Annotated in this window: 22 protein-coding genes; 9 read left to right on the top strand and 13 right to left on the bottom strand. The window is 68.0% G+C overall.

What is annotated here, in order from left to right; translation table 11 throughout:
• The 3 genes from OK17_RS03795 to OK17_RS03805 all read left to right on the top strand — a co-directional run.
• A partial coding sequence (locus OK17_RS03795; RefSeq protein WP_461416710.1) for a serine/threonine-protein kinase occupies window positions 1-1,062 on the top strand: 1,062 nt, incomplete at its 5' end.
• On the top strand, window positions 1,062-1,979 hold the full coding sequence (locus tag OK17_RS03800) for a serine hydrolase (RefSeq protein WP_461416711.1): 918 nt from the start codon (window positions 1,062-1,064) through the stop codon (window positions 1,977-1,979). The genes OK17_RS03795 and OK17_RS03800, both read left to right, overlap by 1 nt.
• Before the next feature lie 149 nt (window positions 1,980-2,128).
• Window positions 2,129-2,974, top strand: coding sequence for a hypothetical protein (locus OK17_RS03805; protein WP_232719264.1), 846 nt, complete (start codon window positions 2,129-2,131; stop codon window positions 2,972-2,974).
• A gap of 10 nt (window positions 2,975-2,984) precedes the next feature.
• Here OK17_RS03805 and OK17_RS03810 read toward each other — a convergent pair whose 3' ends face one another.
• From OK17_RS03810 to OK17_RS03830, 5 genes are all read right to left on the bottom strand, one after another.
• Window positions 2,985-4,316, bottom strand: a complete 1,332-nt coding sequence (locus tag OK17_RS03810) for a YibE/F family protein (RefSeq protein ID WP_232719213.1) — start codon at window positions 4,314-4,316, stop codon at window positions 2,985-2,987.
• A gap of 89 nt (window positions 4,317-4,405) precedes the next feature.
• Complete coding sequence (locus tag OK17_RS03815; protein ID WP_006867468.1) at window positions 4,406-5,344, bottom strand: MetQ/NlpA family ABC transporter substrate-binding protein; 939 nt, start codon at window positions 5,342-5,344, stop codon at window positions 4,406-4,408.
• Between the two features lie 70 nt (window positions 5,345-5,414).
• Entirely contained in the window at window positions 5,415-6,122 is a 708-nt protein-coding gene (locus OK17_RS03820; RefSeq protein WP_232719212.1) for a methionine ABC transporter permease, read from the bottom strand.
• Window positions 6,119-7,192 (bottom strand): methionine ABC transporter ATP-binding protein, encoded by a 1,074-nt coding sequence (locus OK17_RS03825; protein WP_461416712.1) that lies wholly within the window; start codon window positions 7,190-7,192, stop codon window positions 6,119-6,121. The genes OK17_RS03820 and OK17_RS03825 overlap by 4 nt, the downstream gene beginning before the upstream one ends.
• Before the next feature lie 13 nt (window positions 7,193-7,205).
• The gene (locus OK17_RS03830) at window positions 7,206-8,663 is read right to left on the bottom strand and encodes an LLM class flavin-dependent oxidoreductase (RefSeq protein ID WP_308196031.1); all 1,458 of its coding nucleotides are present in this window, start codon (window positions 8,661-8,663) and stop codon (window positions 7,206-7,208) included.
• A 92-nt stretch (window positions 8,664-8,755) separates the two neighbouring features.
• Here OK17_RS03830 and OK17_RS03835 point away from each other — a divergent pair, with 92 nt between their 5' ends.
• Window positions 8,756-9,259 carry a mycothiol transferase gene (locus OK17_RS03835; protein ID WP_232719210.1) on the top strand — a complete coding sequence of 168 codons (504 nt, stop codon included), beginning with the start codon at window positions 8,756-8,758 and terminating at the stop codon, window positions 9,257-9,259.
• A gap of 12 nt (window positions 9,260-9,271) precedes the next feature.
• Here OK17_RS03835 and OK17_RS03840 read toward each other — a convergent pair whose 3' ends face one another.
• Window positions 9,272-10,255, bottom strand: coding sequence for an AraC family transcriptional regulator (locus OK17_RS03840; protein ID WP_232719209.1), 984 nt, complete (start codon window positions 10,253-10,255; stop codon window positions 9,272-9,274).
• Between the two features lie 53 nt (window positions 10,256-10,308).
• Between OK17_RS03840 and OK17_RS03845 the strand changes: the two genes are divergently transcribed.
• On the top strand, window positions 10,309-11,034 hold the full coding sequence (locus OK17_RS03845) for an alpha/beta fold hydrolase (RefSeq protein ID WP_461416713.1): 726 nt from the start codon (window positions 10,309-10,311) through the stop codon (window positions 11,032-11,034).
• A gap of 44 nt (window positions 11,035-11,078) precedes the next feature.
• Here OK17_RS03845 and OK17_RS03850 read toward each other — a convergent pair whose 3' ends face one another.
• Window positions 11,079-11,495, bottom strand: a complete 417-nt coding sequence (locus OK17_RS03850; protein ID WP_461416714.1) for a DUF6764 family protein — start codon at window positions 11,493-11,495, stop codon at window positions 11,079-11,081.
• A 143-nt stretch (window positions 11,496-11,638) separates the two neighbouring features.
• Here OK17_RS03850 and OK17_RS03855 point away from each other — a divergent pair, with 143 nt between their 5' ends.
• Window positions 11,639-12,571 carry an LLM class F420-dependent oxidoreductase gene (locus OK17_RS03855; protein WP_461416715.1) on the top strand — a complete coding sequence of 311 codons (933 nt, stop codon included), beginning with the start codon at window positions 11,639-11,641 and terminating at the stop codon, window positions 12,569-12,571.
• A 13-nt stretch (window positions 12,572-12,584) separates the two neighbouring features.
• Here OK17_RS03855 and OK17_RS03860 read toward each other — a convergent pair whose 3' ends face one another.
• Genes OK17_RS03860 through OK17_RS03870 form a run of 3 tightly spaced genes read right to left on the bottom strand, consistent with a single transcriptional unit; the run spans window position 12,585 to window position 14,769 of the window.
• The gene (locus OK17_RS03860; protein ID WP_461416716.1) at window positions 12,585-13,313 is read right to left on the bottom strand and encodes a pirin family protein; all 729 of its coding nucleotides are present in this window, start codon (window positions 13,311-13,313) and stop codon (window positions 12,585-12,587) included.
• Window positions 13,313-13,795, bottom strand: coding sequence for a MarR family winged helix-turn-helix transcriptional regulator (locus OK17_RS03865; RefSeq protein ID WP_461416717.1), 483 nt, complete (start codon window positions 13,793-13,795; stop codon window positions 13,313-13,315). Before OK17_RS03865 ends, OK17_RS03860 begins: the two co-directional genes overlap by 1 nt.
• 2 nt (window positions 13,796-13,797) lie before the next feature.
• Window positions 13,798-14,769, bottom strand: a complete 972-nt coding sequence (locus OK17_RS03870; protein ID WP_461416719.1) for a pirin family protein — start codon at window positions 14,767-14,769, stop codon at window positions 13,798-13,800.
• 128 nt (window positions 14,770-14,897) lie between these two features.
• Here OK17_RS03870 and OK17_RS03875 point away from each other — a divergent pair, with 128 nt between their 5' ends.
• Complete coding sequence (locus tag OK17_RS03875; protein ID WP_232719203.1) at window positions 14,898-15,278, top strand: hypothetical protein; 381 nt, start codon at window positions 14,898-14,900, stop codon at window positions 15,276-15,278.
• 50 nt (window positions 15,279-15,328) lie between these two features.
• The gene (locus OK17_RS03880) at window positions 15,329-16,165 is read left to right on the top strand and encodes a lysophospholipase (protein ID WP_461416720.1); all 837 of its coding nucleotides are present in this window, start codon (window positions 15,329-15,331) and stop codon (window positions 16,163-16,165) included.
• Window positions 16,166-16,177: 12 nt separating this feature from the next.
• On the opposite strand, the gene OK17_RS03885 is transcribed toward OK17_RS03880, so the two are convergent.
• The 3 genes from OK17_RS03885 to OK17_RS03895 form a co-directional block, all read right to left on the bottom strand.
• Window positions 16,178-16,621, bottom strand: a complete 444-nt coding sequence (locus OK17_RS03885) for a hypothetical protein (protein WP_461416721.1) — start codon at window positions 16,619-16,621, stop codon at window positions 16,178-16,180.
• 122 nt (window positions 16,622-16,743) lie between these two features.
• A complete protein-coding gene (locus tag OK17_RS03890) occupies window positions 16,744-18,246 on the bottom strand; it encodes an alpha/beta hydrolase (RefSeq protein ID WP_461416722.1) in 1,503 nt (500 codons plus the stop codon).
• Between the two features lie 93 nt (window positions 18,247-18,339).
• The gene (locus OK17_RS03895) at window positions 18,340-19,143 is read right to left on the bottom strand and encodes an alpha/beta fold hydrolase (protein WP_461416723.1); all 804 of its coding nucleotides are present in this window, start codon (window positions 19,141-19,143) and stop codon (window positions 18,340-18,342) included.
• A gap of 140 nt (window positions 19,144-19,283) precedes the next feature.
• Between OK17_RS03895 and OK17_RS03900 the strand changes: the two genes are divergently transcribed.
• A complete protein-coding gene (locus OK17_RS03900; protein ID WP_461416724.1) occupies window positions 19,284-20,519 on the top strand; it encodes a benzoate/H(+) symporter BenE family transporter in 1,236 nt (411 codons plus the stop codon).
• Window positions 20,520-20,609 lie beyond the last annotated feature (90 nt).

Genomic DNA, 20,609 nt, shown 5'->3' on the forward strand with positions numbered 1-20,609 from the left:
TACGGCGCCGACGACACCCATCTCACGCAGACCGGTACCGCTGTCGGCTCGATCGCGTACATGGCGCCGGAGCTGTTCGACGCGGCATCGCCGGGACCCGGGACCGACATCTACGGCCTCACCTGTGTGCTGTTCGAATGCCTCACCGGCCAGGTGCCCCATCCGGCGAAGACCGCGAGCGCCGCGATCAAGGCGGCGGTGCTGTCGCCTCCGCCCGCACCCAGTTCGGTCAACGCCGAGGTCCCTCCGGCGATGGACGCGGTCATCCGCAAGGGCCTCGCCGCCGACCCGTCCGAGCGCTACCGGTCGGCGCGGGAACTGGCCGCGGCCGCCCGTGCAGCACTGACCGGTGTCTCGCTCGAGAAGGCGCCCGCCGACCCGGCGACCAGCATCATCAAGGCGCCCCACACCGTCATCGCACCCGTCGACTCGGCCCACGAACCGACTCAGATCCGCCAGACGACCGGTCCCGAGAACGCCCCCGGAACCCGGCAGATGTCCGGTCCGCAGACCTTCGGTGAGTCGCAGCAGATCGTGGCTCCGCCGTACTACTCAGGGCCCCAGCAGTATCCGGCCTACGGGCCGCCGCCCGGTTATCCGCCCTATCCGCAACCCGGGCAGCGGCGCTCGACCGCGATACCGATCCTTCTCGGTCTGATCGCGATCGTCCTGGTGGGCATCGCCGTCGTCGTCGGCATCCTGCTCGCCGACTCGGGTGGCGGCAGTTCGGAGCAGGCCGCCGAGCCGACCACCCCGACCGTCACCGAGACGGTCGCCCCGCCGACCGTCGAGAACGCACCCCAGGGGCCCCGCGCACCGGCGTCGCCGCCGCCGGGGTCCGCGCCGTGCGACGGGACGGTCGGAGTGGGGACGTCGGTGACCAGCTGTCCGTTCGCCTTCGCGGTCCGCGACGCGTACTTCCGCGCGGGACAGGACCGGTCCCCGCGGGTGGTGACCGCGGCGAGTCCGGTCACCGGTCAGTCGTATGCGATGAGCTGTGTCCCCGAGGGCGCGATCGTGGCATGCCGCGGCGGGAACGACGCGGTGGTGCACATCTACTGATGACGACTCCACAGCGGATGAAGTCCGTGGCAATGGCCCTCGGTTGTGTCGTGGCCGTCGCTGCCGGGTGCACGACCCCCGCCGATCCGGCTCCGATCAGCCCGGTCACCGTGACCGTGACCTCCACACCGTCGGTGCCGCAGACACCGTCGACCTCCGTCGGGGCTCCCGGGGCGCCGTCGGGTTCTGCCCCGTACGGCGCACTGGCCGCGAGCTTCCGGAAGGTCGCGTCGTCGACCGGGCTGACCGTCGGCATCGCGGTCGCGCCGGTAGGTGGCGATGCGGTCCCCGCGCTGACCCTGGGGGACACCACTCCTCGGGTCGCGTGGTCGACGATCAAGGTGCCGCTCGCGGTCGCCGCCGAACGTCAGAACGGGCCGATCCCCGCCGCCTCCGCGGCGATCATCAACTCCGACAACGGCTCCGCCGAGGCGCTGTGGGCCTCACTGGGCGGCGGCCAGCCGGCGGCCGACGCGGTCACCGCTGTTCTGCGGGACGGTGGTGACACCACCACGGTCGTCCCCGCGACGCCACGCCGACCGGGATACACGATCTTCGGGCAGACGATCTGGGCGCTACCCGACGCCGCGACCTTCACCGCACACCTCCCATGCCTCGACGGTGCGCGGTCGGTGGTCACCCTCATGGGGGAGGTCGCCGGAAACCAGCAATGGGGTGTCGAGGTCATGCAGGCGCCTCGGGCCACCGCCGTGAAGGGCGGCTGGGGCCCGGGGATGTCGGACGGATACCTCGTGCGGCAGATCGGCCTGTTCACCTACCGCGACGGCCAGCGGACAGCGGTGGCGATGAGCGCGGTCGGCGGATCGATGACGGCGGGGATCGCGGCACTGAATGCGGTGGCCGGCTGGCTCGACGCCAACATGACCCGGTTGCCGCGCGGCCGCTGCGACGCCTGACGACGGCTCCCGGTCGCAACAAGGTCCCGATTGGGTATACGAGCTGGTCACCCGTCCAACGGGCGCAGTAGTCTTCTGTTTCTAAAGTGACTCAGGAGAATATTGTGAAAGTTGTGACTCGGTGCGCGTTGGTCATCGGAGCCTTGATGATGTCCGTCGTCGTCGGAACCGGGAGCGCCAACGCGGTGCCGCTCCCAGCGCTACCGCCGCTGCCCGAACCGTTCGCATCCTGGTTCACCCCGCCGGAGCCCGTCGAGAAGAAGCTGGCCAAGAGCTACGCCGCACTCCAGAAGTCGATGAAGAAGTCGCTCCCCGGACAGCTCGGCGTCGCGATCGCACCGATCGGCGGCGACCAGGTCATCTCGCTGGGATCGCTCAAGGCGGGGCGGGCGTGGTCGACGATGAAGGTGCCGGTCTCGCTGGCGGCCCAACGCAAGCGCGGGCCGGCCGTCGCGGTGATGGAGAGCAAGGCGATCACCTTCTCCGACAACGACGCCGCGGGTGAGCTGTGGGGTGTGCTCGGCGGTGGTCATGCCTCTGTCGACGCCGTGACCGCGGTGCTCCGCGAGGGGCACGACACCCGGACGCACGTCTCATCGGAGGTCGACACCCCGGCGTCGTTCCCGGGTTACACCTCGTGGGCGCTGCGTGATCAGGCGTTGTTCGGTGCGCACCTGCCGTGTCTTCCCGGTAGCGAGAACATCATCCGGTTGATGAGTGATGTCGCCCCGAATCAGCAGTGGGGGATCGCCGAGGTCGGCCGGAACAAGGGAGCGGTGACCGCCGTCAAGGGCGGCTGGGGACCGGCCACGTCGAAATCCGGCGGCCACCTGGTGCGTCAGCTCGGCATCATCAGCACGGTCGACGGTCAGGTCGCGGTGTCGATGGCGGCGATCCCGCGGAGCGGATCGTTCACCGACGGCACCAAGATGCTCACCCGACTCGGCAACTGGCTCGGCAAGAATCTGGCCGAGCTGCCCAAGGGTCGCTGCTGAGCGGTCGGACTCAGCTCGCCGCGTGCGCGGGCGCGGACGCGGGTGTGCCGGCGGGGCGGCAGAGGGCTGCGGCGATCGCGGTGGTCAGCGGAACCGACAGGGCGATCGCAATGCCGCCGACGAAGGATCGGGCCAGTTCGACGGCCACCACGTCGGTGGTGAGCAGGCCACCGAGCGGTTGCTGAGCCACCGAGAACAGCAGCATCAGCGGCAGGGCGCTGCCGGCGTAGGCGAAGACCAGCGTGTAGACGGTGCTCGCGATGTGGTCGCGGCCGACGCGCATCGCAGCCTTGAAGGTCGCGAGCCGGGTGGGTTCACCGGCGGCGGCCAACTCGAAGGCCGCCGACGCCTGCGTGATGGTCACGTCGTTGAGGACGCCGAGCGTGCCGATGATGAATCCGGCGAGCAGGAGGCCGCTGACCGAGATGTTGCCCTGATAGACCTGCAGGTTGGTGGTCTGGTCGCCGGACAGGCCGGTCAGGTTCATCGTCTTGATCGCGAGCCAGCTCAGCAGACCGGCCATCAGCAGTGAGGTCAGGGTGCCCAGAAGGGCCGAACTCGTGCGGAGGCTGACGCCGTGCGCGAGGTAGAGGACGACAAACAGGATCACCGCCGAGGACACCACCGCGACGGCGACCGGAGACGAACCGTCGAGGATGGCCGGCAGGGTGAACACGCCGAGGACGATGAAGGCGAACGCGAGGCCGATGATCGACCGGAAGCCGCGCCATGCCGCGACCAGCACGATGGCCGCGATGAACAGGATCGCCCAGATGATCGTGGCGGTGCCGCGCTGGAAGTCGAAGAACGTGTACCGGTCGCCCTCCGGGCCGGGGACAGTGGACAGGCGGATCGCGTCGCCGACGTGCAGCGTGGGCTGACCGGCCTGGGGTTGGTCGAGCGATCCCGGTACGGGCGCGCCCGCGGGGCCTGGTTCGGCGCCGGACTGTGCGCCCTTGGTCGGGATCTCCAGCACCGTGTACCGCCCCTCGACCTCGCCGGAGTCGAAGCGCACCGCGTTGAGGATGCAGGGGCCGTCGGCGACCGGGTTGACGGGGATGTCGGCGGTCTCGAGGACCGCGCCCGCCGCCGGGTTCAGGCAATTGGCGCGGAACTGGTCGACGACCTCGCCGTTCACCGTCTGGATCGACCCGCCGTCGGCCGACCGGAACTGGGTGGGCACCGGATGCTCGGCATCCGACGGCCACAGGACGACCATGCCGATGGCCACGGCCACCGCGGTGACCGCCAGTGTCCCGATGACCAGCCACCGGGCGAACGGGGACAGCGTGTGGGAGATGTCGGTCAGCGAGTGCGGGTGACCGTGATGTTTGCGCTCCACGCCGGTGAGCCTATGCGGAAGCGCCCGGATCGCGGTATGCGACCCGGGCGTCCGGCGGTGGTGCGTGGAAACGCGTCACAGATCGTGACCTACAGCGGCAGGAGGATGTTCTTCACCTGCGGATCGGTGGCCAGGAACTCCTGCACGGCGGGATCTTTGAACGCGGCGACGAGGTTCTTGATGTTGTCGGTGTTCTCCCACTCGGTCCCGATGGTCAGCTGTCCGGCGAACTCGTCGGGTGCCGGGGGAGCGTAGATCTGCTTCTCGATCGGGATGTTCGCGGCCAGGTAGTACTCGGTGTAGCCGACGGTGGCGTCGAGATCGGCCAGCGATCGGGACTGCGCGGCGAAGTCGAGCAGCACGAACTGCAGGTTGCGCGGGTTGGTGGCGATGTCCTTCTGGGTCGCCTTCCACTTGTCGATGCCGGGCTTGAGGGTGATCAGGCCGGCGCGCTCCAGCAGCCAGAGGCCCTGGGCCTCGTTCGCGGGATCGGAGTAGAGCGAGACCTTCGCGTTCTGCGGGAGGTCCTGGGGGGTCTTGTACTTGTCCGACCAGATGCCGAAACCCCAACGGAAGACGGGCGTGGCGGCGACTTCCTTGAAGTCGGGGTTGGCCTCGAGGACCTGTGACAGCCACAGCTTGTGCTGGTAGATGGTGCCCGCGACCTCGCCGTCGCTGACCGCGCGATTCAGGGTCGTCGAGTCGGCGAGGCCCTTGAACGCGACCTTGATGTCGTACTTCGGCGCGACCTCTTCGGCGATGAACTCGACGAGGGCCTGCTCGGCGGCGTTGCCCTCGGCGGTGACCACGGTCAACGTCGCGCCCGGGGTCTCGTTGGGGGAGGCCTCATCCGAGCCGAGGAAGCGCCAGCCCAGCACACCGGCGAGCACGGCGACGACGACCAGGGCGCCGGCGATCAACGGCCAGCGTCGCCGCTTGGAGATCTCGATGTCGGAATTGCCTGCAGGAGGCGGTGTTTCGGACGAGGTGCCCGACACGCCGGTGGCGGAACCGGTGTCTTGAGACATGGCTGGACCTTTCAAGTGTGTGGTGGAGGTGATGTAAGGCGAGTGTGTGCGACGACCGGGAGGCCCGGGGTCAGTGGTTGACGCGCTTGGAGGTCACCGGGTTGAGGCTGCGCGCGAGCGCGTCGCCGGCCAGCTGGATGAGCGCCACGGTGATCACGAGGACGATGATCGTGGCGACCATGACGCCCTGGTCGAATCGCTGGTAGCCGTAGGTGACCGCCACGTAACCGAGGCCGCCGGCGCCGATCGTGCCGGCGATGGTCGAGTACTCGATCATCGCGATGGTGTTGATGGTCAGGCCGCCCACGATGCTCGGCAGTGCCTCGGGAACCTGTGCCTTCCAGATGATCTGGGCGTTCGATCCGCCAGAGGCGCGGGCGACGTCGATCGTCGACGCCGGCACCGACCGCAGCGAGTTCTCCACGATGCGGGTGAAGAAGGCGATACCGGCGATCGACATCGGGACGACCGCCGCGGCGATTCCGATGTTGGTGCCGGTGACGAGGCGGGTGAACGGGATGATCGCCGTCATCAGCACCAGGAACGGCAACGAGCGGCCGATGCTGATGACCCACGACAGCGGCGTGTGCAGCGCACGGTTCTCGAAAAGCCCGCCGGGGGCGAGGTTGTGGACCAGCGCGCCGAGCGGGACGCCGACGACGAGGACGACGACCATCACGATGCTGACCATGAGGACCGTGTCGATGAACGCCGGCCACAGCAGATCGGGGATCTCGCCGAGCGGCACGGTGATGGCCGCCAGGTTGATCGTGCTCATGCTGCCACCTCCGCCTTCTTCTTCTCGAGCGCGTCGCTGGCGGCCCGGTCCTCGAGACCGCCGACGGGATCGGTATCCGGTGCAGGTGCTTCCCCGACGCGCGCGGCGAGTCCGAGTTCGCTTGCCGCACCGACGAATGCCGACGCATGGCCGGCCGGGACGGAGACGGTGAGATCGCCGAAGGCGGTGCCGTCGATGGTCTGGACATTGGCTCCGAGGACCGAGATCGCGATGCCCAGGCTTCCGCCGAGGCGGGTGAGCCAGTCGGCCGGCACGGTCGTCGAGTTGTAGACGACGTTGACCGCGGTCTGGTCGTCGGTCGCGGACGCGCTGGGGCCCCGGGGCCGGAGAGCCCGTCCGAGAACGGAATCGGGGTCCAACACGAGCTCTTCGAGACGTCCGTGCTCGACGATCCGACCGTGGTCGAGTCGACCGACGGTGTCGGCGACACGCACGATGGTGTCCATCTCGTGCGTGATGAAGACGACCGCGAGGCCCAACTCGTCCCGGACCTCGGCCAGCAGCCGGAGGAAGGTGTCGGTGGCGGCCGGGTCGAGTCCGGAGGTGGCCTCGTCCGACAGCAGCACCGACGGCTTCAGCGCCAGTGCACGTGCGATGCCCACACGTTGACGCTGCCCGCCCGAGAGCTGGTGGGGGTACAGGTCGGCCTTGTCGGCCAGGCCCACCAGGTCGAGCAGGTCGGCGACCCGTGACTGGGTGGACGCCTTCGTCGCGCCCAGGTATTCCAGCGGCAGGGCGACGTTCTGGGCCGCGGTCCGCCGCGAGAGGAGGCTCGCCGACTGGAAGACCGTGCCGATCCGGCGCCGGGCGTCGCGCAGTCCGGAGGTGCCGAGGGCGGTGAGGTCCTCACCGTTGACGACGACCTTGCCCGACGTAGGGCGTTCCAAGAGGTTGAGGCAGCGTGCGAGCGTGCTCTTGCCTGCGCCGGACGGGCCGACGACGGCGAAGATCTCGCCGGAGTCGACGGTGAACTCCACTTCGTCGAGAACAGTGGTCGGGTTCGGCGAACCGACCCCGAAAACCTTGGTGAGTCCAACGACTTCGATCATCGTGCGGTCCCGATCACTTCGTCCCGGCGGCGGCGAGGCGGTTGCGCTCACGGATCGAGTCGTCGATCGTGGAGTTCACGCCGCCGACCCGGTAGGTCGAACCGCGGTGGTTCTCGGGCAGGTGGTCGCCACGGCCGAAGAGCTTGTGGCGCAGGGTGCCCGGGACGTACTCACGGTCGTAGACGCCGCGGCGCTCGAGGGCGGGGATCACGTGGGTGACGATGTCCTCGAAGGAACCCGGGGTGACGGCGTAGGCGACGTTGAAGCCGTCGACGTCGGTCTCGGCGACCCAGTCCTGCAGCTGCTCGGCGACCTCGTCGCCCGAGCCGATCAGGACGGGGCCCATACCGCCGATGCCGCCCCAGGCCGCGATCTCGCGGACGCGCCATTCCTCGCCGCTGTCGGAGGCCTGCTGGAACGCCGCAACCGCCGACTGGATGGCGTTGCTCTCCACGTTGCCGATCGGCTCGTCGATGTCGTAGCTCGCGAGGTCGATGCCCATCCATCCGGACATGAGGACCAGCGCACCCTCTTCGCTGGCATAGGACTGGTATTCGGCGGCTTTCGCGCGCGCCGCCTCGGGCGTCGAGTCGGTGATGATGGTGAGCAGCGTGTAGATCTTGGCGTCGTACGGATCGCGGCCTGCCAGGACGAGTTCCTCGCGGATCTGGCTGACCACGTTGCGCAGGATCGCCTTGGTCGGCGCACCGACGAAGATCGCCTCGGCGTTCTCTGCCGCGAAGCGGCGCCCGCGGGGAGAGGCACCGGCCTGGTAGATGACCGGCGAGCCCTGCGGCGACGGTTCGGACAGATGGATGCCCGGGACCTTGAAGTGCTTGCCCTCGTGACCGATGTGGTGGACCTTGGCGGGGTCGGCGAAGATGCCCGCCTCGCGGTCGCGACGCACCGCGTCACGCTCCCACGAACCCTCCCAGAGCTTGTAGAGCACGGTCAGGTACTCGTCGGCGTGGTCGTAGCGGTCGTCGTGCGCGAGCTGGTCGTCGTCGCCCATGTTGCGTGCACCCGACGGCAGGTAACCGGTCACGACGTTCCAGCCGACACGGCCCCGGGTCAGGTGATCGAGCGTCGACATGCGGCGCGCGAACGGGTAGGGATGCTCGAAACCGGTTGCGGTGGTGACGCCGAATCCGAGGTTCTCGGTCGCGTGCGCCATCGCCGAGACCAGCAGGAGTGGGTCGTTGACGGGGATCTGGGCGCCCTGGCGGATCGCGGCTTCATCGGTGCCGGACAGGACGTCGTAGGTCCCGAGGACGTCGGCGATGAACAGGCCGTCGAAGCCGCCGGTCTCCAGCAGACGGGCGAGATCGACCCAGTAGTCGATGGTGTTGTAGTTCCACGACCGGTCGCTCGGATGGCGCCACAGGCCCGGGGACTGGTGCGCAACGCAATTCATGTCGAAGGCGTTGAAGCGGATCTTGCGGGTGGAGCGCGTGCCGTTGTCGGGGGTCACGGCAGGCTGGTTCTGTTCGGACACCGGAGGAATGATGCTGACGGATCTGCAGACCCGCCATCTTTGCGCGCACGGCGAACTAAAATTGCCGCATGCGCGCCACAGATGTGCTAATCGACGGTCTCGGACGCATCTCCGAGAATGTTCACGCGGTGCTCGACGACGCGGATTCGGAGGTCCTGAATCGGGCGCCGGCGCCGGGCGCCAACACCATCGCCTGGCTGGTGTGGCATCTCGCGCGTGTCCAGGACTCCCACATCGCCGATGTCGCCGGCACCGACGAGGTGTGGGTGACCGGCGGATGGGTCGACCGGTTCGCCTTGCCCTTCTCGCCTGCCGACATCGGTTACGGCCATTCGGCCGAGGAGGCGGCGCGCGTCGTCGTCGACGATGCCGGCTTGCTCCGCGACTACTACGACGCCACACACGCCGTCAGCGTGGACTACATTGCGTCGCTGGCGGATTCGGATCTGGACCGGGTTGTCGACACCAACTGGGACCCGCCGGTGACGCTCGGTGTCCGGCTGGTCAGCGTCGTCGACGACGACGCGCAGCACATCGGGCAGGCCGCCTACCTGCGAGGCCTGTTCTCCTGAACGACTTCGGCGTCAGTCGCGAAGGGTCTGTGACGGCAGTCTTCCGTAGCGAAGGCGGTACATCTGGGAGAAGCGGCCAAGGTTGCCGAAACCCCACGAGTGGGCGATCTCCGCGACGGTGACGGTGGACGGGTTCTCCCGGAGAAGCCGATGGTGCGCGCGTTCGAGACGCGTCTGTCGGAGATACTCCGTCGGGCTCATCTGCAGATGCTGCCGGAATCCCTCCTGCAGTGCGCGGACACCGACCCCGGCGGCGACGGCGAGCCGTGTGGCGGTGAGGTCCTCCTCCGGTGAGCGTTCGATGAGTTCGACGGCCTTGCGGATCTGGCGCGGCACAGCGGGCCGGTCGTCGCCGGAGGTGGCCAGTAGCGGATGGGTTGCCACGAGTGTGGTCGCGATCATTCGCGACATCTGTCCGCTCAGAAGTGGTGAGCGGCTCAGTTCGCCGGCCATCCGGGCATCCCGCTCAGCGAGTGCGACGACGGACTGCCAGCTGCGCGCCGAGGCCGGTGTCGCGGGGTCGCCCAGTCCGAACCGCACCGGGCGAGAGGTTTCGGCGCCCATGAGCTGGGCGGCCTCGACGACGGAGGCGAGAGGTAGTCGGAGAGTTCGGAGTTGGCAGCTGTGCCGCCAGGTGAGTTCGAACGGGCGATAGGAGTCGATGGCGACGGATTCGCCCGGCGTGAGGGTGCGCGACTCGGCGCCCGATCGGATCGTGAGCCGGCCCCGCATCGGCGTGGACACGAGCACCCAGGCCCCCAGCGGGTCCGGATCGATGCGTACGTCCGTGCCGTAACGGAGAGTGTGGATAGCGACGTCGGATACCGTGACCTCGGTTTGGACGGCTCGAAACTCCCGTGAGGTGCCTTCGACGTGAACACGGTGCGGGCAGTAGCTGCTGGCGAGGAGTTCGGCAGCCTCATCCGGATCTGCGGTGTCCACCAGGACCGGTGGCGGCGGCGTGCGCATCGCCAGTTCTGCTCGCTTTCCGGACATCTCCTGCGTTTTGTGGGTAGAGCGTCACTATATGCCGTCCATACGTTGTCCGTATGACTACGTTTGTCCTGATTCACGGTTCCTGGCACGACGGTCCGCTATGGGAGCCGGTGATCAACGAACTCGAGGCTCTCGGCCACACCGCACACGGTCCCACCGTTGCGGGTCACGGGAAGGGGGTCGACAAGAACGTGACCCACGATGACTGTGTGAAATCGATCGTCGATTATGTGGAGAGCAACGACCTGACGGACTTTGTGCTCCTCGGTCACAGTTACGGCGGTACCGTGATCGCCCGTCTCGCCGAGGAGATCCCCGACCGGATTCAACGGTTGATCTTCTGGAATGCCTTTGTGCCGCAGCCGGGCAACAGCTTGATGGACGAGGCTCCGCCTCACTACCGGGAACTGTTCAGAAGCCTGGCGACCGCCACCGATGACAACACCGTCATGTTGCCGTTTCCGGTGTGGCGGGAGGCCTTCATCCAGGACGCCGATCTGGAGACCGCGACGCGGACCTACGAGCTGCTGTCGCCGGAACCGCTGCAGCCGATGGCCGACAAACTGGATCTCACGCGGTTCTACCAGAGTGAGATCCCCAAGAGTTACATCAACGCGACGGAGGACATCGCGCTGCCGCCGGGTGAGTGGGGCTGGCATCCGCGGATGTCGTCGCGGCTGGGTATGTACCGGCTCGTGCAGCTGCCGGGTTCGCATGAGGTGATGTTCACCAATCCGAAGCTGCTGGCGGCGAAGATCGTGGAAGCGGGCCGACCCTAGGGCTCCAGGCCGGTCGCCTCATTCGCACCCGCAGGTGCGAAGGATCAGGACCTGCAGCCCTTGAAGGTCTGGAAGTCGCCGGCGAACGCCGGACCGCCCTTGCAGGTCGGGCCGTTCTTGCCGTCGACGACGACCTCGGCGCCGGGCCCGGCGATACCGATGGCCAGGCCGCCGCGCTCACCTGTCATGGTGACGGTGGCACCCGGGCCCAGCGCGATGGCTGCGGGGCCGGCGAAGTTGTTCGCGGTGGAGCTCGCCTGGCCGCCGTTGTCGGTGATGGCGAGCGCGAGACCGTTGGGGCCGGACTCGGCGCTACAAGAGGTCGTCGTGGAGCTCTGACCGGGCAGGGCCGGGCACACCGACGGTGCTGCACCCGCAGACGGGGCGGCGGCGAGCGATACCGCGGTGGCACCTGCCGCCGCGACGACGAAACCGAGGGCTGTACGCGCAACTGTCTTCATTTTCGGACTCCTTTGTCGAGTACTCGGCGAGTACCGGGTTGGGGTGTCGTGCACATGCGATTCGGATTCGCCGCGGGGCCGGATGGCCGGCCGGGGAAATCGTCCCGCACGAGGTGGATGCCCATTGCGCGTAAGTTGAAACCGTGCAATTGCGAATTTTCACCGAACCCCAGCAAGGCGCGACCTACGATCAGTTGCTCGCCATGGCGAAGGCGGCCGAGGATCTCGGCTACGACGCCTTCTTCCGCTCCGACCACTACAGCGGCATGGGTGGCGACGGGTTACCGGGCCCGTCCGACGCGTGGATCACGCTGGCGGGTCTCGCGCGTGAGACCTCGCGCATCCGTCTCGGCACGCTGGTCTCGTCGGCCACCTTCCGCCTCCCGGGCCCGTTCGCGATCGCGGTCGCCAACGTCGACCAGATGAGCGGCGGCCGAATCGAACTGGGGCTCGGTGCCGGCTGGTACGAGCCCGAGCACGAGGCCTACGGCATCCCGTTCCCGCCGATCAAGGAACGGTTCGATCGTCTCGAGGAGAGCTTCGAGATCATCACCGGCCTGTGGGGTACGCCCGAGGGCAGTCAGTTCGACTACCGCGGTGAGCATTTCCGGATCAGCAACTCGCCGGCACTCCCGAAGCCGGTGCAAAACCCGCGCCCGCCGATCATCGTCGGTGGCAGCGGAAAGAAGCGCACGCCGGCGTTGGCGGCGCGGTTCGCCGATGAGTTCAACGTGGTGTTCCAGCCCGTCGACGTCGCTCGCGAGTTGATCGGCAACGTACGCGCGGCCTGCGCCACGGCAGGGCGTCGTCCCGAGACGATGACGTACTCGGGAGCACTCGTCTTGTGTTGCGGCAGCACCGAAGCCGAGTTCCGCCGTCGCGCCGAGGCGATCGGCCGGGAGCCGGACGAACTGCGCGAGAACGGCGCCGCGGGCACGCCGGACGAGGTCGCGGCCAAGATCGAGAGCTACCGCGAACTCGGTATCACCCGAATGTATCTCCAGACACTGGATCTCGACGACCTCGACCATCTCGACCTCGTCGCGTCGAAGGTGGCACCGCAGCTCGGCGGGTGACCCGGCAGCAGGCTCAGGCGACGCCGGCGTGCATCTCCCAGAACAGGATCTCGGCTCCGCCGGTGCTGTGTAGGAAGATCTCGCCGGCGTTTCTCGTGCGCACGGCATCACCCTCGCCGAGGGTGTGTCCGTCGAGTGCGACACCCCCTCGTGCGACGTACAGGTGACCGTAGGGTGCGTCGGGCAGCGTCACCGTCTTGTCGGCAGGCATCCGCGCGGCATGCAGGGCGGCGGCGGAGTTGTTGATCGTCACCGGTGTCGTCGTCGCGTGGCGGGACAGTCCGGAGACGACGACCACGAGTTCGCCGCTCGCCAGCGCACCGGTAACGTCGGCCTCGGCGTATCCGGGTTCGAGGCCGGCCTCGTCGGGCGCGACCCACATCTGGACGACGCGAAGGTCGGTGCCGTCGAGGCGGCCGGTGGCGTTGCCCTCGCTGTGGGCGATCCCGCGACCGGCCGTCATGCGTTGCACCACTCCGGGTTTCAAGATGCCGTCGTTTCCCGCTGAATCGCGGTGGCGCAGTGCGCCGTCGAGGACCCACGTCACGATCTCGGCGTCGCGATGCTGATGACGGTCGAGTCCCTCGCCCCCGTCGACCCGATCGTCGTTGTGCACCAGCAGGACTCCGTGGGCGTTGGCCGCGAGGTCGAAGTTGCCCGTCGCCGGGAAGGACTGCCAGGACTCGAGCCACTCGTTGCGCCAGTGGTGACGCTCTCGGGCGCGGATGATGGTGAGCGACATCAGGTCTCCTGATTTCTCGGGTGGGTGGTGTCGAGATGGGAGGCGAGTTTTCCCATCACCGCACGCAGTTCGCGTCCGTCCGAGGGGCGGAGTGCGCTGAAGAACAGCTCGTCGACGCATCGACCGTGGTCGTGGGCGGCTTCGCGGAAGGCGGCACGCCCCGCCTCGGTGAGCACCGCATAACTACCGCGCCGGTCCTCGGCGGCGCGTTCGCGCTGCAGCCAACCGCGTCTGACCATCGCGTCGACCTGGTAGGACAGACGCGACGTCGAGAACACCATGCGATGCGACAGATCTCGCATCCGCAGTCGGCCGCCCTCGCTCTCGTGCAGGATGAGCAACATGCTGTAGTCCGCGAGACTCATCCCGGCGGTGGCACGCAGGTCGTCGTCGAGCATGGTCTGCAGCCGCGCAGCGGTCTCGATGAAGACGCGCCACGCGGCCTGCAGATCGTCGGATGCGGCGGGGGAGTGTCGGGGCATGGTCAGCGAACGGTGTGCGGCATCAGCGCATCCGGTGGGATGACGCCGAGTCGGCCGGCCTGGTAGTCCTCGATCGCCTCGACGAGCTGCTGCTTGGTGTTCATGACGAACGGACCGTACTGGAACACACGCTCGCGGATCGGCTGACCTCCGAGCAGCAGGACCTCCAGCGCGGGACGGTTGCTGTCCTGGGAGCCGTCGGCGGCCACGGTGATCCGGTCACCCTTGCCGAGGACCGCGAGTGATCCCTGTTCGATCGGGCGACCTTCGGCGCCGACCCGTCCACGCCCGGACAGCACGTAGACCAGTGCGTTGAACTCGGGATTCCACGGAATCGACACCGCCGCACCCGGTTGCACGGTGGCGTGCGCCAAGGTGATCGGCGTGTGCGTGGAACCCGGCCCGCGGTGGCCCTCGATCTCGCCGGCGATGATCCGGATCAGCGACCCGGCGTCCGGGGAGGTCACCAGACCCACCTGACCGCCCTCGAGATTCTGGTAATTGGGCGGGAGGAACTTGTCCTTGGCGGGCAGGTTCACCCACAGCTGGATGCCGTGGAACAGTCCGCCGGACTCGACCAGTTCGGCCGGTGGCGTCTCGATGTGCAGGATGCCGGACCCGGCCGTCATCCATTGCGTCGCCCCGTCTTCGATGAGGCCGCCGCCCCCGGCGGAATCCTGGTGGGCGAACCGGCCGTCGATCATGTACGTCACGGTCTCGAAGCCGCGGTGCGGATGCCATGAGGTGCCCCGCGGTTCGCCGGGCTCGTAGTCGACCTCGCCCATCTGGTCCATGTGGATGAAGGGGTCGAGGTCGGCTGCGGAGACGCCGGCGAAGGCACGCACGACCGGGAACCCTTCTCCCTCGTATCCGCGCGGTCCGCGCGTGACCGAACGGACGGGGCGTTCGATGGTGTCGACCCCGGGTGAGGACAGGCGCGTCAGGGTCAAGGTGTCGGCGGAGACGGCGGGCATGGGGTGCTCCTTCGTTCGGTAGTCGCTCAAATTTGAGCAACTCTGTGTGCCTCAACCCCCGGGAGCGTCGGACTATTCCTCACGCGTTCGCTCTCCCGACGGACGACCGGTGGGCGATAATCCAGCCCATGGTCGACACCTCGTCATCGAAGCCGCCCGAGCGTCAGCGCATCAAGAAGCTGGCGCAGGCGGCATTCAACGCCGACGTGACGGTCGAGCAGCTCGAGGGGATCATCGCCGACATGGGCGAGACCCTGGAGGGCCTCGGCCCGACCATGGGCAACCTCGACGCGACGATCGAGAAGCTGGATGCGACGCTCGTGCGGATGTCGGGAACACTCGACAACGTGGATTCCACCGTCGGCCGGATGTCCGATGTCGTGGCACGTCTCGAACGGGTCGTCGCCCGGGTGGAGGTGCTGGTCGGCATCGGGGAGGCCGCGCTTCGTCCGCTCGGAGCGCTCGAGTCCGCGGGCAGGTCGGTCGCGGCACGGTTCGGCCTCCACTGATCCGGGTTCGGACGAGCAGGGCATACGAGCAGGCAACGAGAGAGCAGGGAATGACACCGGAAGAGCACAGTTTCCGCGGACCGCACGGTCAGACGATCGTCTACGACGTGCACCGGCCAGAGGGCGATCCGCGCGGCGTCGTGGTGATCGCCCACGGACTCGCCGAGCACGGTCGACGGTACGGTCACGTCGCCCAGCGCCTCGTCGACGCGGGTTATCTGGTGGCGATCCCCGACCACATCGGTCACGGACGGTCCGGCGGCAAGCGGATGCGCCTGCGACGCTTCGGCGAGTTCACCGGCGACCTCGACACCGTCATCGCCCACGTCTCCGACGACGCTCTCCCGACGTTCCTCATCGGGCACAGCATGGGCGGTTGTATCGCGCTCGACTACGCACTCGATCATCAGGAGAAGCTCGACGGTCTCGTCCTGTCGGGTGCCGCGGTGCTGCCCGGGAACGACCTGTCCCCGCTCGCGGTCAAGGTCGCGCCGATTCTCGGGCGGATCGCGCCGGGACTGCCGACCACCGCGCTGAGTTCGTCGAGCATCTCCCGCGATCCGGCCGTCGTCGCGGCCTACGACGCCGATCCGCTGGTCTCGCGCGGAAAGATCCCGGCCGGGCTGGGCGGGGCGATGATCGCAACGATGCAGTCGTTCCCCGAGCGCCTGCCGTCATTGCAGCTGCCGGTGCTCGTGATGCACGGCGGCGCCGACGCCCTCACCGACCCGAAGGGCAGCGAACTCGTCGAGCGGCTCGCGGGTTCGGAGGACAAGACGCTGGTCATCTACGACGACTTGTTCCACGAGATCTTCAACGAACCCGAGCAGGACGTGGTCCTCGACGAGGTCGTGAGCTGGTTGGAGCGGCACTCGCCAGCGTCGTAGGGCTCCCGCCGGTCAGGTCAGGCGGACGACGACGCCGGCGAGAAGCACCAGCACGCCGCCGATCTCACCCACGATCAGCGCGAGCATGAACAGATATGTCCCCGGCATCGGCTTGTCGAACTGGTTCGTGGTGTCGCGCAGAGCGCCGTGGATGCAGTACGCGGCGATCGCGGCGACGAAGAACACGATCGGCACCGCGGCGGCCACCAGGTTGACCACCGCTCCGAACGCACTCAGCTCGACGAGTGCCGCCAGAACGAGGGTCGCGAACGAATACATGAGCGCCGCACGGTGAGCGATGTCGACGTAGATGTGCGCGGTGTGCTCGGGCGACGTGCGGATGCCGTGGTACTTCCACACGCCCAGCGCCAGACCCCAGACCAGGATCAGCCCGGACGCGATCACCACGGCGATGGTGTCGGTGCCGACGAGGTCGGCGAGATCGGAGGAGTTCACCTCGTAAACCTAACCGCTGCGGTCGGTATCGACGCGGACTGACAGATGAGTCAGCAATAGGTATCGCTCAGCGATACCTATTGCTAGCGATACCTATTGCTGATTCTCTTGCCGGAGCAGGCTTACCGAACCTGCGTGGTGGTGGTCGTCGTCGACGATGCGGGCTGCTCCGAGACCGGCGGCGCCGACGGTGCGAGCTGCGGTCCGGAGGGGCCCGTCGTGGCGGCGGATTCCTCTGCAGGGGCGGCGGATTCGGCCGCTGCCGACTCGGGTGCAGCGGGCACGGAGGCCGACACGTCATCGCTCGACGGCGCAGCAGACTCCGATGCCTCGGACGGGGCAGCCGATTCCGACGACGACGGGGTCTCCGACGACGCGGAGGCGGCGTCGGTCGATTCCATGGCGGCCAGGATCGAGGCGTCGAGGGCGGGGGAGGCCGCGGCGGCCTGCTTCACGGCCATGGTGACCTTCGCGGGTGCCTCGGGATCGGGGCTGCCCGACGCCGACACGACCGTCGTCTTCGCGGTGACCGGCGGGTTGTTGCGCAGCGCCTCGAGGACGTGACCCTTTCCGTCGCCGAGAGCGCGACCCCAGTTCTCCCAGGTGTGGCCGCCGTAGTTGGGCAGCGAGATCACCGACGCACCGGACTGCTTGGCCTGCAGCTGCATCAGCACGGTCGACACCGCGGACAGGATCTCCAGCGCGATCGCCGAGATCTGGTCCTGAGGGGCGAGCTTCGCCAGTTCGGACGGGGTCAGGAAGCCGTTGCCCGACGAGATGACCAGTACCTGGCCGTTCTCCGCGAGCTTGCTGACGTTCTTCGACGGGTCGTTGTCGGTCCAGCGGGTCCCGCCCGGCTTTCCCCACATGTTGACGATGCCGCTGACGTAGTTCGACACCAGGCTCTGCGTCGCGAAGACGCCGAGGGCGCCGATGGGGTTGTCGGTCTGGTAGTAACCCGACATCGCCTGGACGACCTTGAACTGCTCGGGATGCCGTTCGGCGAGGGTCACCGCGGGACCGCCCGACATCGACAGACCGACGATCGCGTTGTTGTTGCGGGCGACGCCGAATTCCTTCTCCAGGTAGGCGGGGAGCTCGGAGGTCAGGAAGGTCTCCTGCTTGATGATGGTGTTGTCGCTGCCCGCACCGCCGTCCCAGTCGGTGTAGAACGACGACGCGCCGCCGACCGGCATGACCAGCGTCGTGTCGGCCTTGGCGTCGTAGACACGGGCGGCCTGGACATCGGTGGTCCACGCCGAGCGGGTCTCGCTGGCCCGCATGCCGTCGAGCAGATAGACACCGCTGTCACTGCCGCTCGATGCGCGGATCTGGACGATCACCTCGCGCTTCTGGGACTCCGACCACACCTTGCAGTTCTGCACGAAGTAACCGGACTTGTCCCAGGTGCAGCCCGGACGCAGCACCTCCGGGTGACCGCGCAGGGCGCTGGCCGTGTTCGACGAGTTCAGCAACGTGCTCGCCCCGAACAGACAGAGCGTGAGGATGGCGACGACCGAGATGCCGGTCAGTACCCGCCTGCGAGGCGAGAGACGACGGCGCTTCGGGCTGTTGGCCTCTGAACCGGGGGCCTCGGAAGGGTGGGCCTGCGATGAGTGCGACATAGAGCTCCTGACGTACGCGGCCACCCGAGGATCGCGTCGGTGCCGATGTCAAGAATGTCGTTCGACGACCCGACCGGCGTTACGCCGCTCTGTTCAGCCTGCCGCCTTCGCTGTTCGGATGGCGATCTCGGCGGTCTGTTCGGGGCGCTCCCACCAGAACATGTGACCGACACCGGCCCACTTCTCGAGGGACGCGCCGGGGATGGCGGCGGCCAGACGTTCGCCCTCGGCGACGCCGATGACCTCGTCGACGTCGCCGTGGATGACGGTGGTGGGGACGCTGATGTCGGCCAGCCGGTCGCGGGTGTCGTGGCCGGCACAAGCCGTCGCCTGGGCCGCGACCACCGCCGACGGCACCTTGCGCAGTGTGGAGAACTTGGTGAACTTCTCGAATGCGCTGTCACCGGAACAGAACTCGGGGGACAGGTTGACCTCGAATGCGGTGCGGGCGACGCGCGCTGCGTCGCGGGAGGCGATGGCCTCGACCAGTCGTAGCGCGCCGGAGGTACCGATTGCGCCCGGACCTCCCGCGGTGGTGCACCCGAGGACGACACTGCGCACGCGGTCGGCGTGGTCGAGAGTCAACTCCTGGGCGATCATGCCGCCCATCGACGTGCCCAGGACGTGCGCGGCGTCCCATCCGAGGCCGTCGAGGACGCCACGCGCGTCGTCGGCGAGATCGGCGATCGTGAACGAACCCTCGGCGCGGCTGCTCCCGCCGATGCCGCGGTGGTCGTAGATGGCGACCTCGAAGTGCGGGGTGAGTCGGTCGAGGAGTTCGGCGGTCCACATCTCCCGATGTGCGGACATGCCGGCGACGAGGAGAAGCGGCTCGCCGGTGCCGGTCACCTCGACATCGAGGACGGTCGTCGAGTCGGGGCCGGTGGGTATCAGCATGAAGGCCGATCGTAGTCACGGTCCATGCAACGCGTGGGCGTCCTGCGATAAACACCGGCGATCAATCCCGGGAATATGTGTCCTTGTCCTCGCCGAATGCGTCACTAGCCTCAGCCGAGAGACCTGACACGAGGAGACGCATGTACGCAACCGGCTTCGAACGGCCGACCGCCACCCGTCCGAGCCCATCGTCGATGCTGCGCGACGCGGGTGGGACCTACCTGGCGAACGGACTGATCGGACTGATCTTCGCCGCGTCGGGACCGGTGGCGGTGATCCTCGCGGCAGGTGCGGCGGGTGACCTCACCACCGCGCAGCTGACGTCGTGGATCTTCGGGGTCTTCGTGCTCAACGGGATCCTCACGGTGGTCGCCAGCTGGGTGTACCAGATGCCGCTGGGCTTCGCCTGGACGATCCCCGGCACGGTGCTCGTCGGTTCGGCGTTGGCGCACCTGAGGTGGGCCGAGGTCGTCGGTGCGTTTCTCCTGACCGGCCTGCTGATCGTCCTGGTGGGTCTGACCGGCCGTGTGCGACAGGCGATGTCGGCGATACCGATGCCCATCGTGATGGGCATGGTCGCCGGTGTGTTCCTGCAGTTCGGCCTCGACATCGTGGGCGCGGTGGGAGCCGACCCGTGGGTTGCGGTTCCGATCGTCGTCGCCTTCTTCGCGCTCCAGTGTCATCGGGCGGTGAGCCGGCGGGTGCCGCCGATCATCGGCGCGTTCGTGGTGGGCGCGATAGCGGTCGTCGCGACCGGGTCATTCCACATCGATGCCCCGGCGTCGTCGATCGTGGCGGCGCCGGTCTTCACCGTCCCGGAGTTCACCGTCCGGGCGGCGATGGAACTGGTGGTGCCGCTGGCCATCACCGTGATCGTCGTGCAGAACGGACAGGGCGTCGCGGTGCTGCGCGGCGCCGGACACCATCCGCCGGTCAACGTGATCACCGTGGCGAGCGGGTTGTGGTCGGCACTCGCGGCGTCGGTCGGGGCCATCTCGTCGTGCCTCACCGGTCCCACCAACGCGCTGCTTGTTGCCGGTGGCCGCCGCGACCGCCACTACATCGCGGCGTTGACCTTCGGGGTCCTGGCGATCGCGATCGGCGTGTTCGCGCCTTTGTTCGTGACGCTCATGCAGGCGATGCCGGCGGCGTTCATCGCCACGGTCGGCGGTCTGGCGCTCCTCGGTGCGTTGCAGGGAGCTTTCCGCGGAGCATTCGGCTCCCGGTTCACGATGGGCGCGCTGGTGACCTTCCTGGTCTCGGTGTCCGATCTGACGGTCCTGAACATCGGGTCGGCGTTCTGGGGGCTCGTTGCCGGGATGGCGGTGTCCTGGGTCGTCGAGCGCGACGACTTCCGCGCCGACGCCCCGGCCTGAGCCCAGACAAACGAGGCCCGGACAAACGAGGCCGGACAGAAACCGGCGGGCACATCCACAGTGGATGTGCCCGCCGGCTTGTGTGCGAGA

Source organism: Gordonia sp. GN26 (assembly GCF_054823965.1).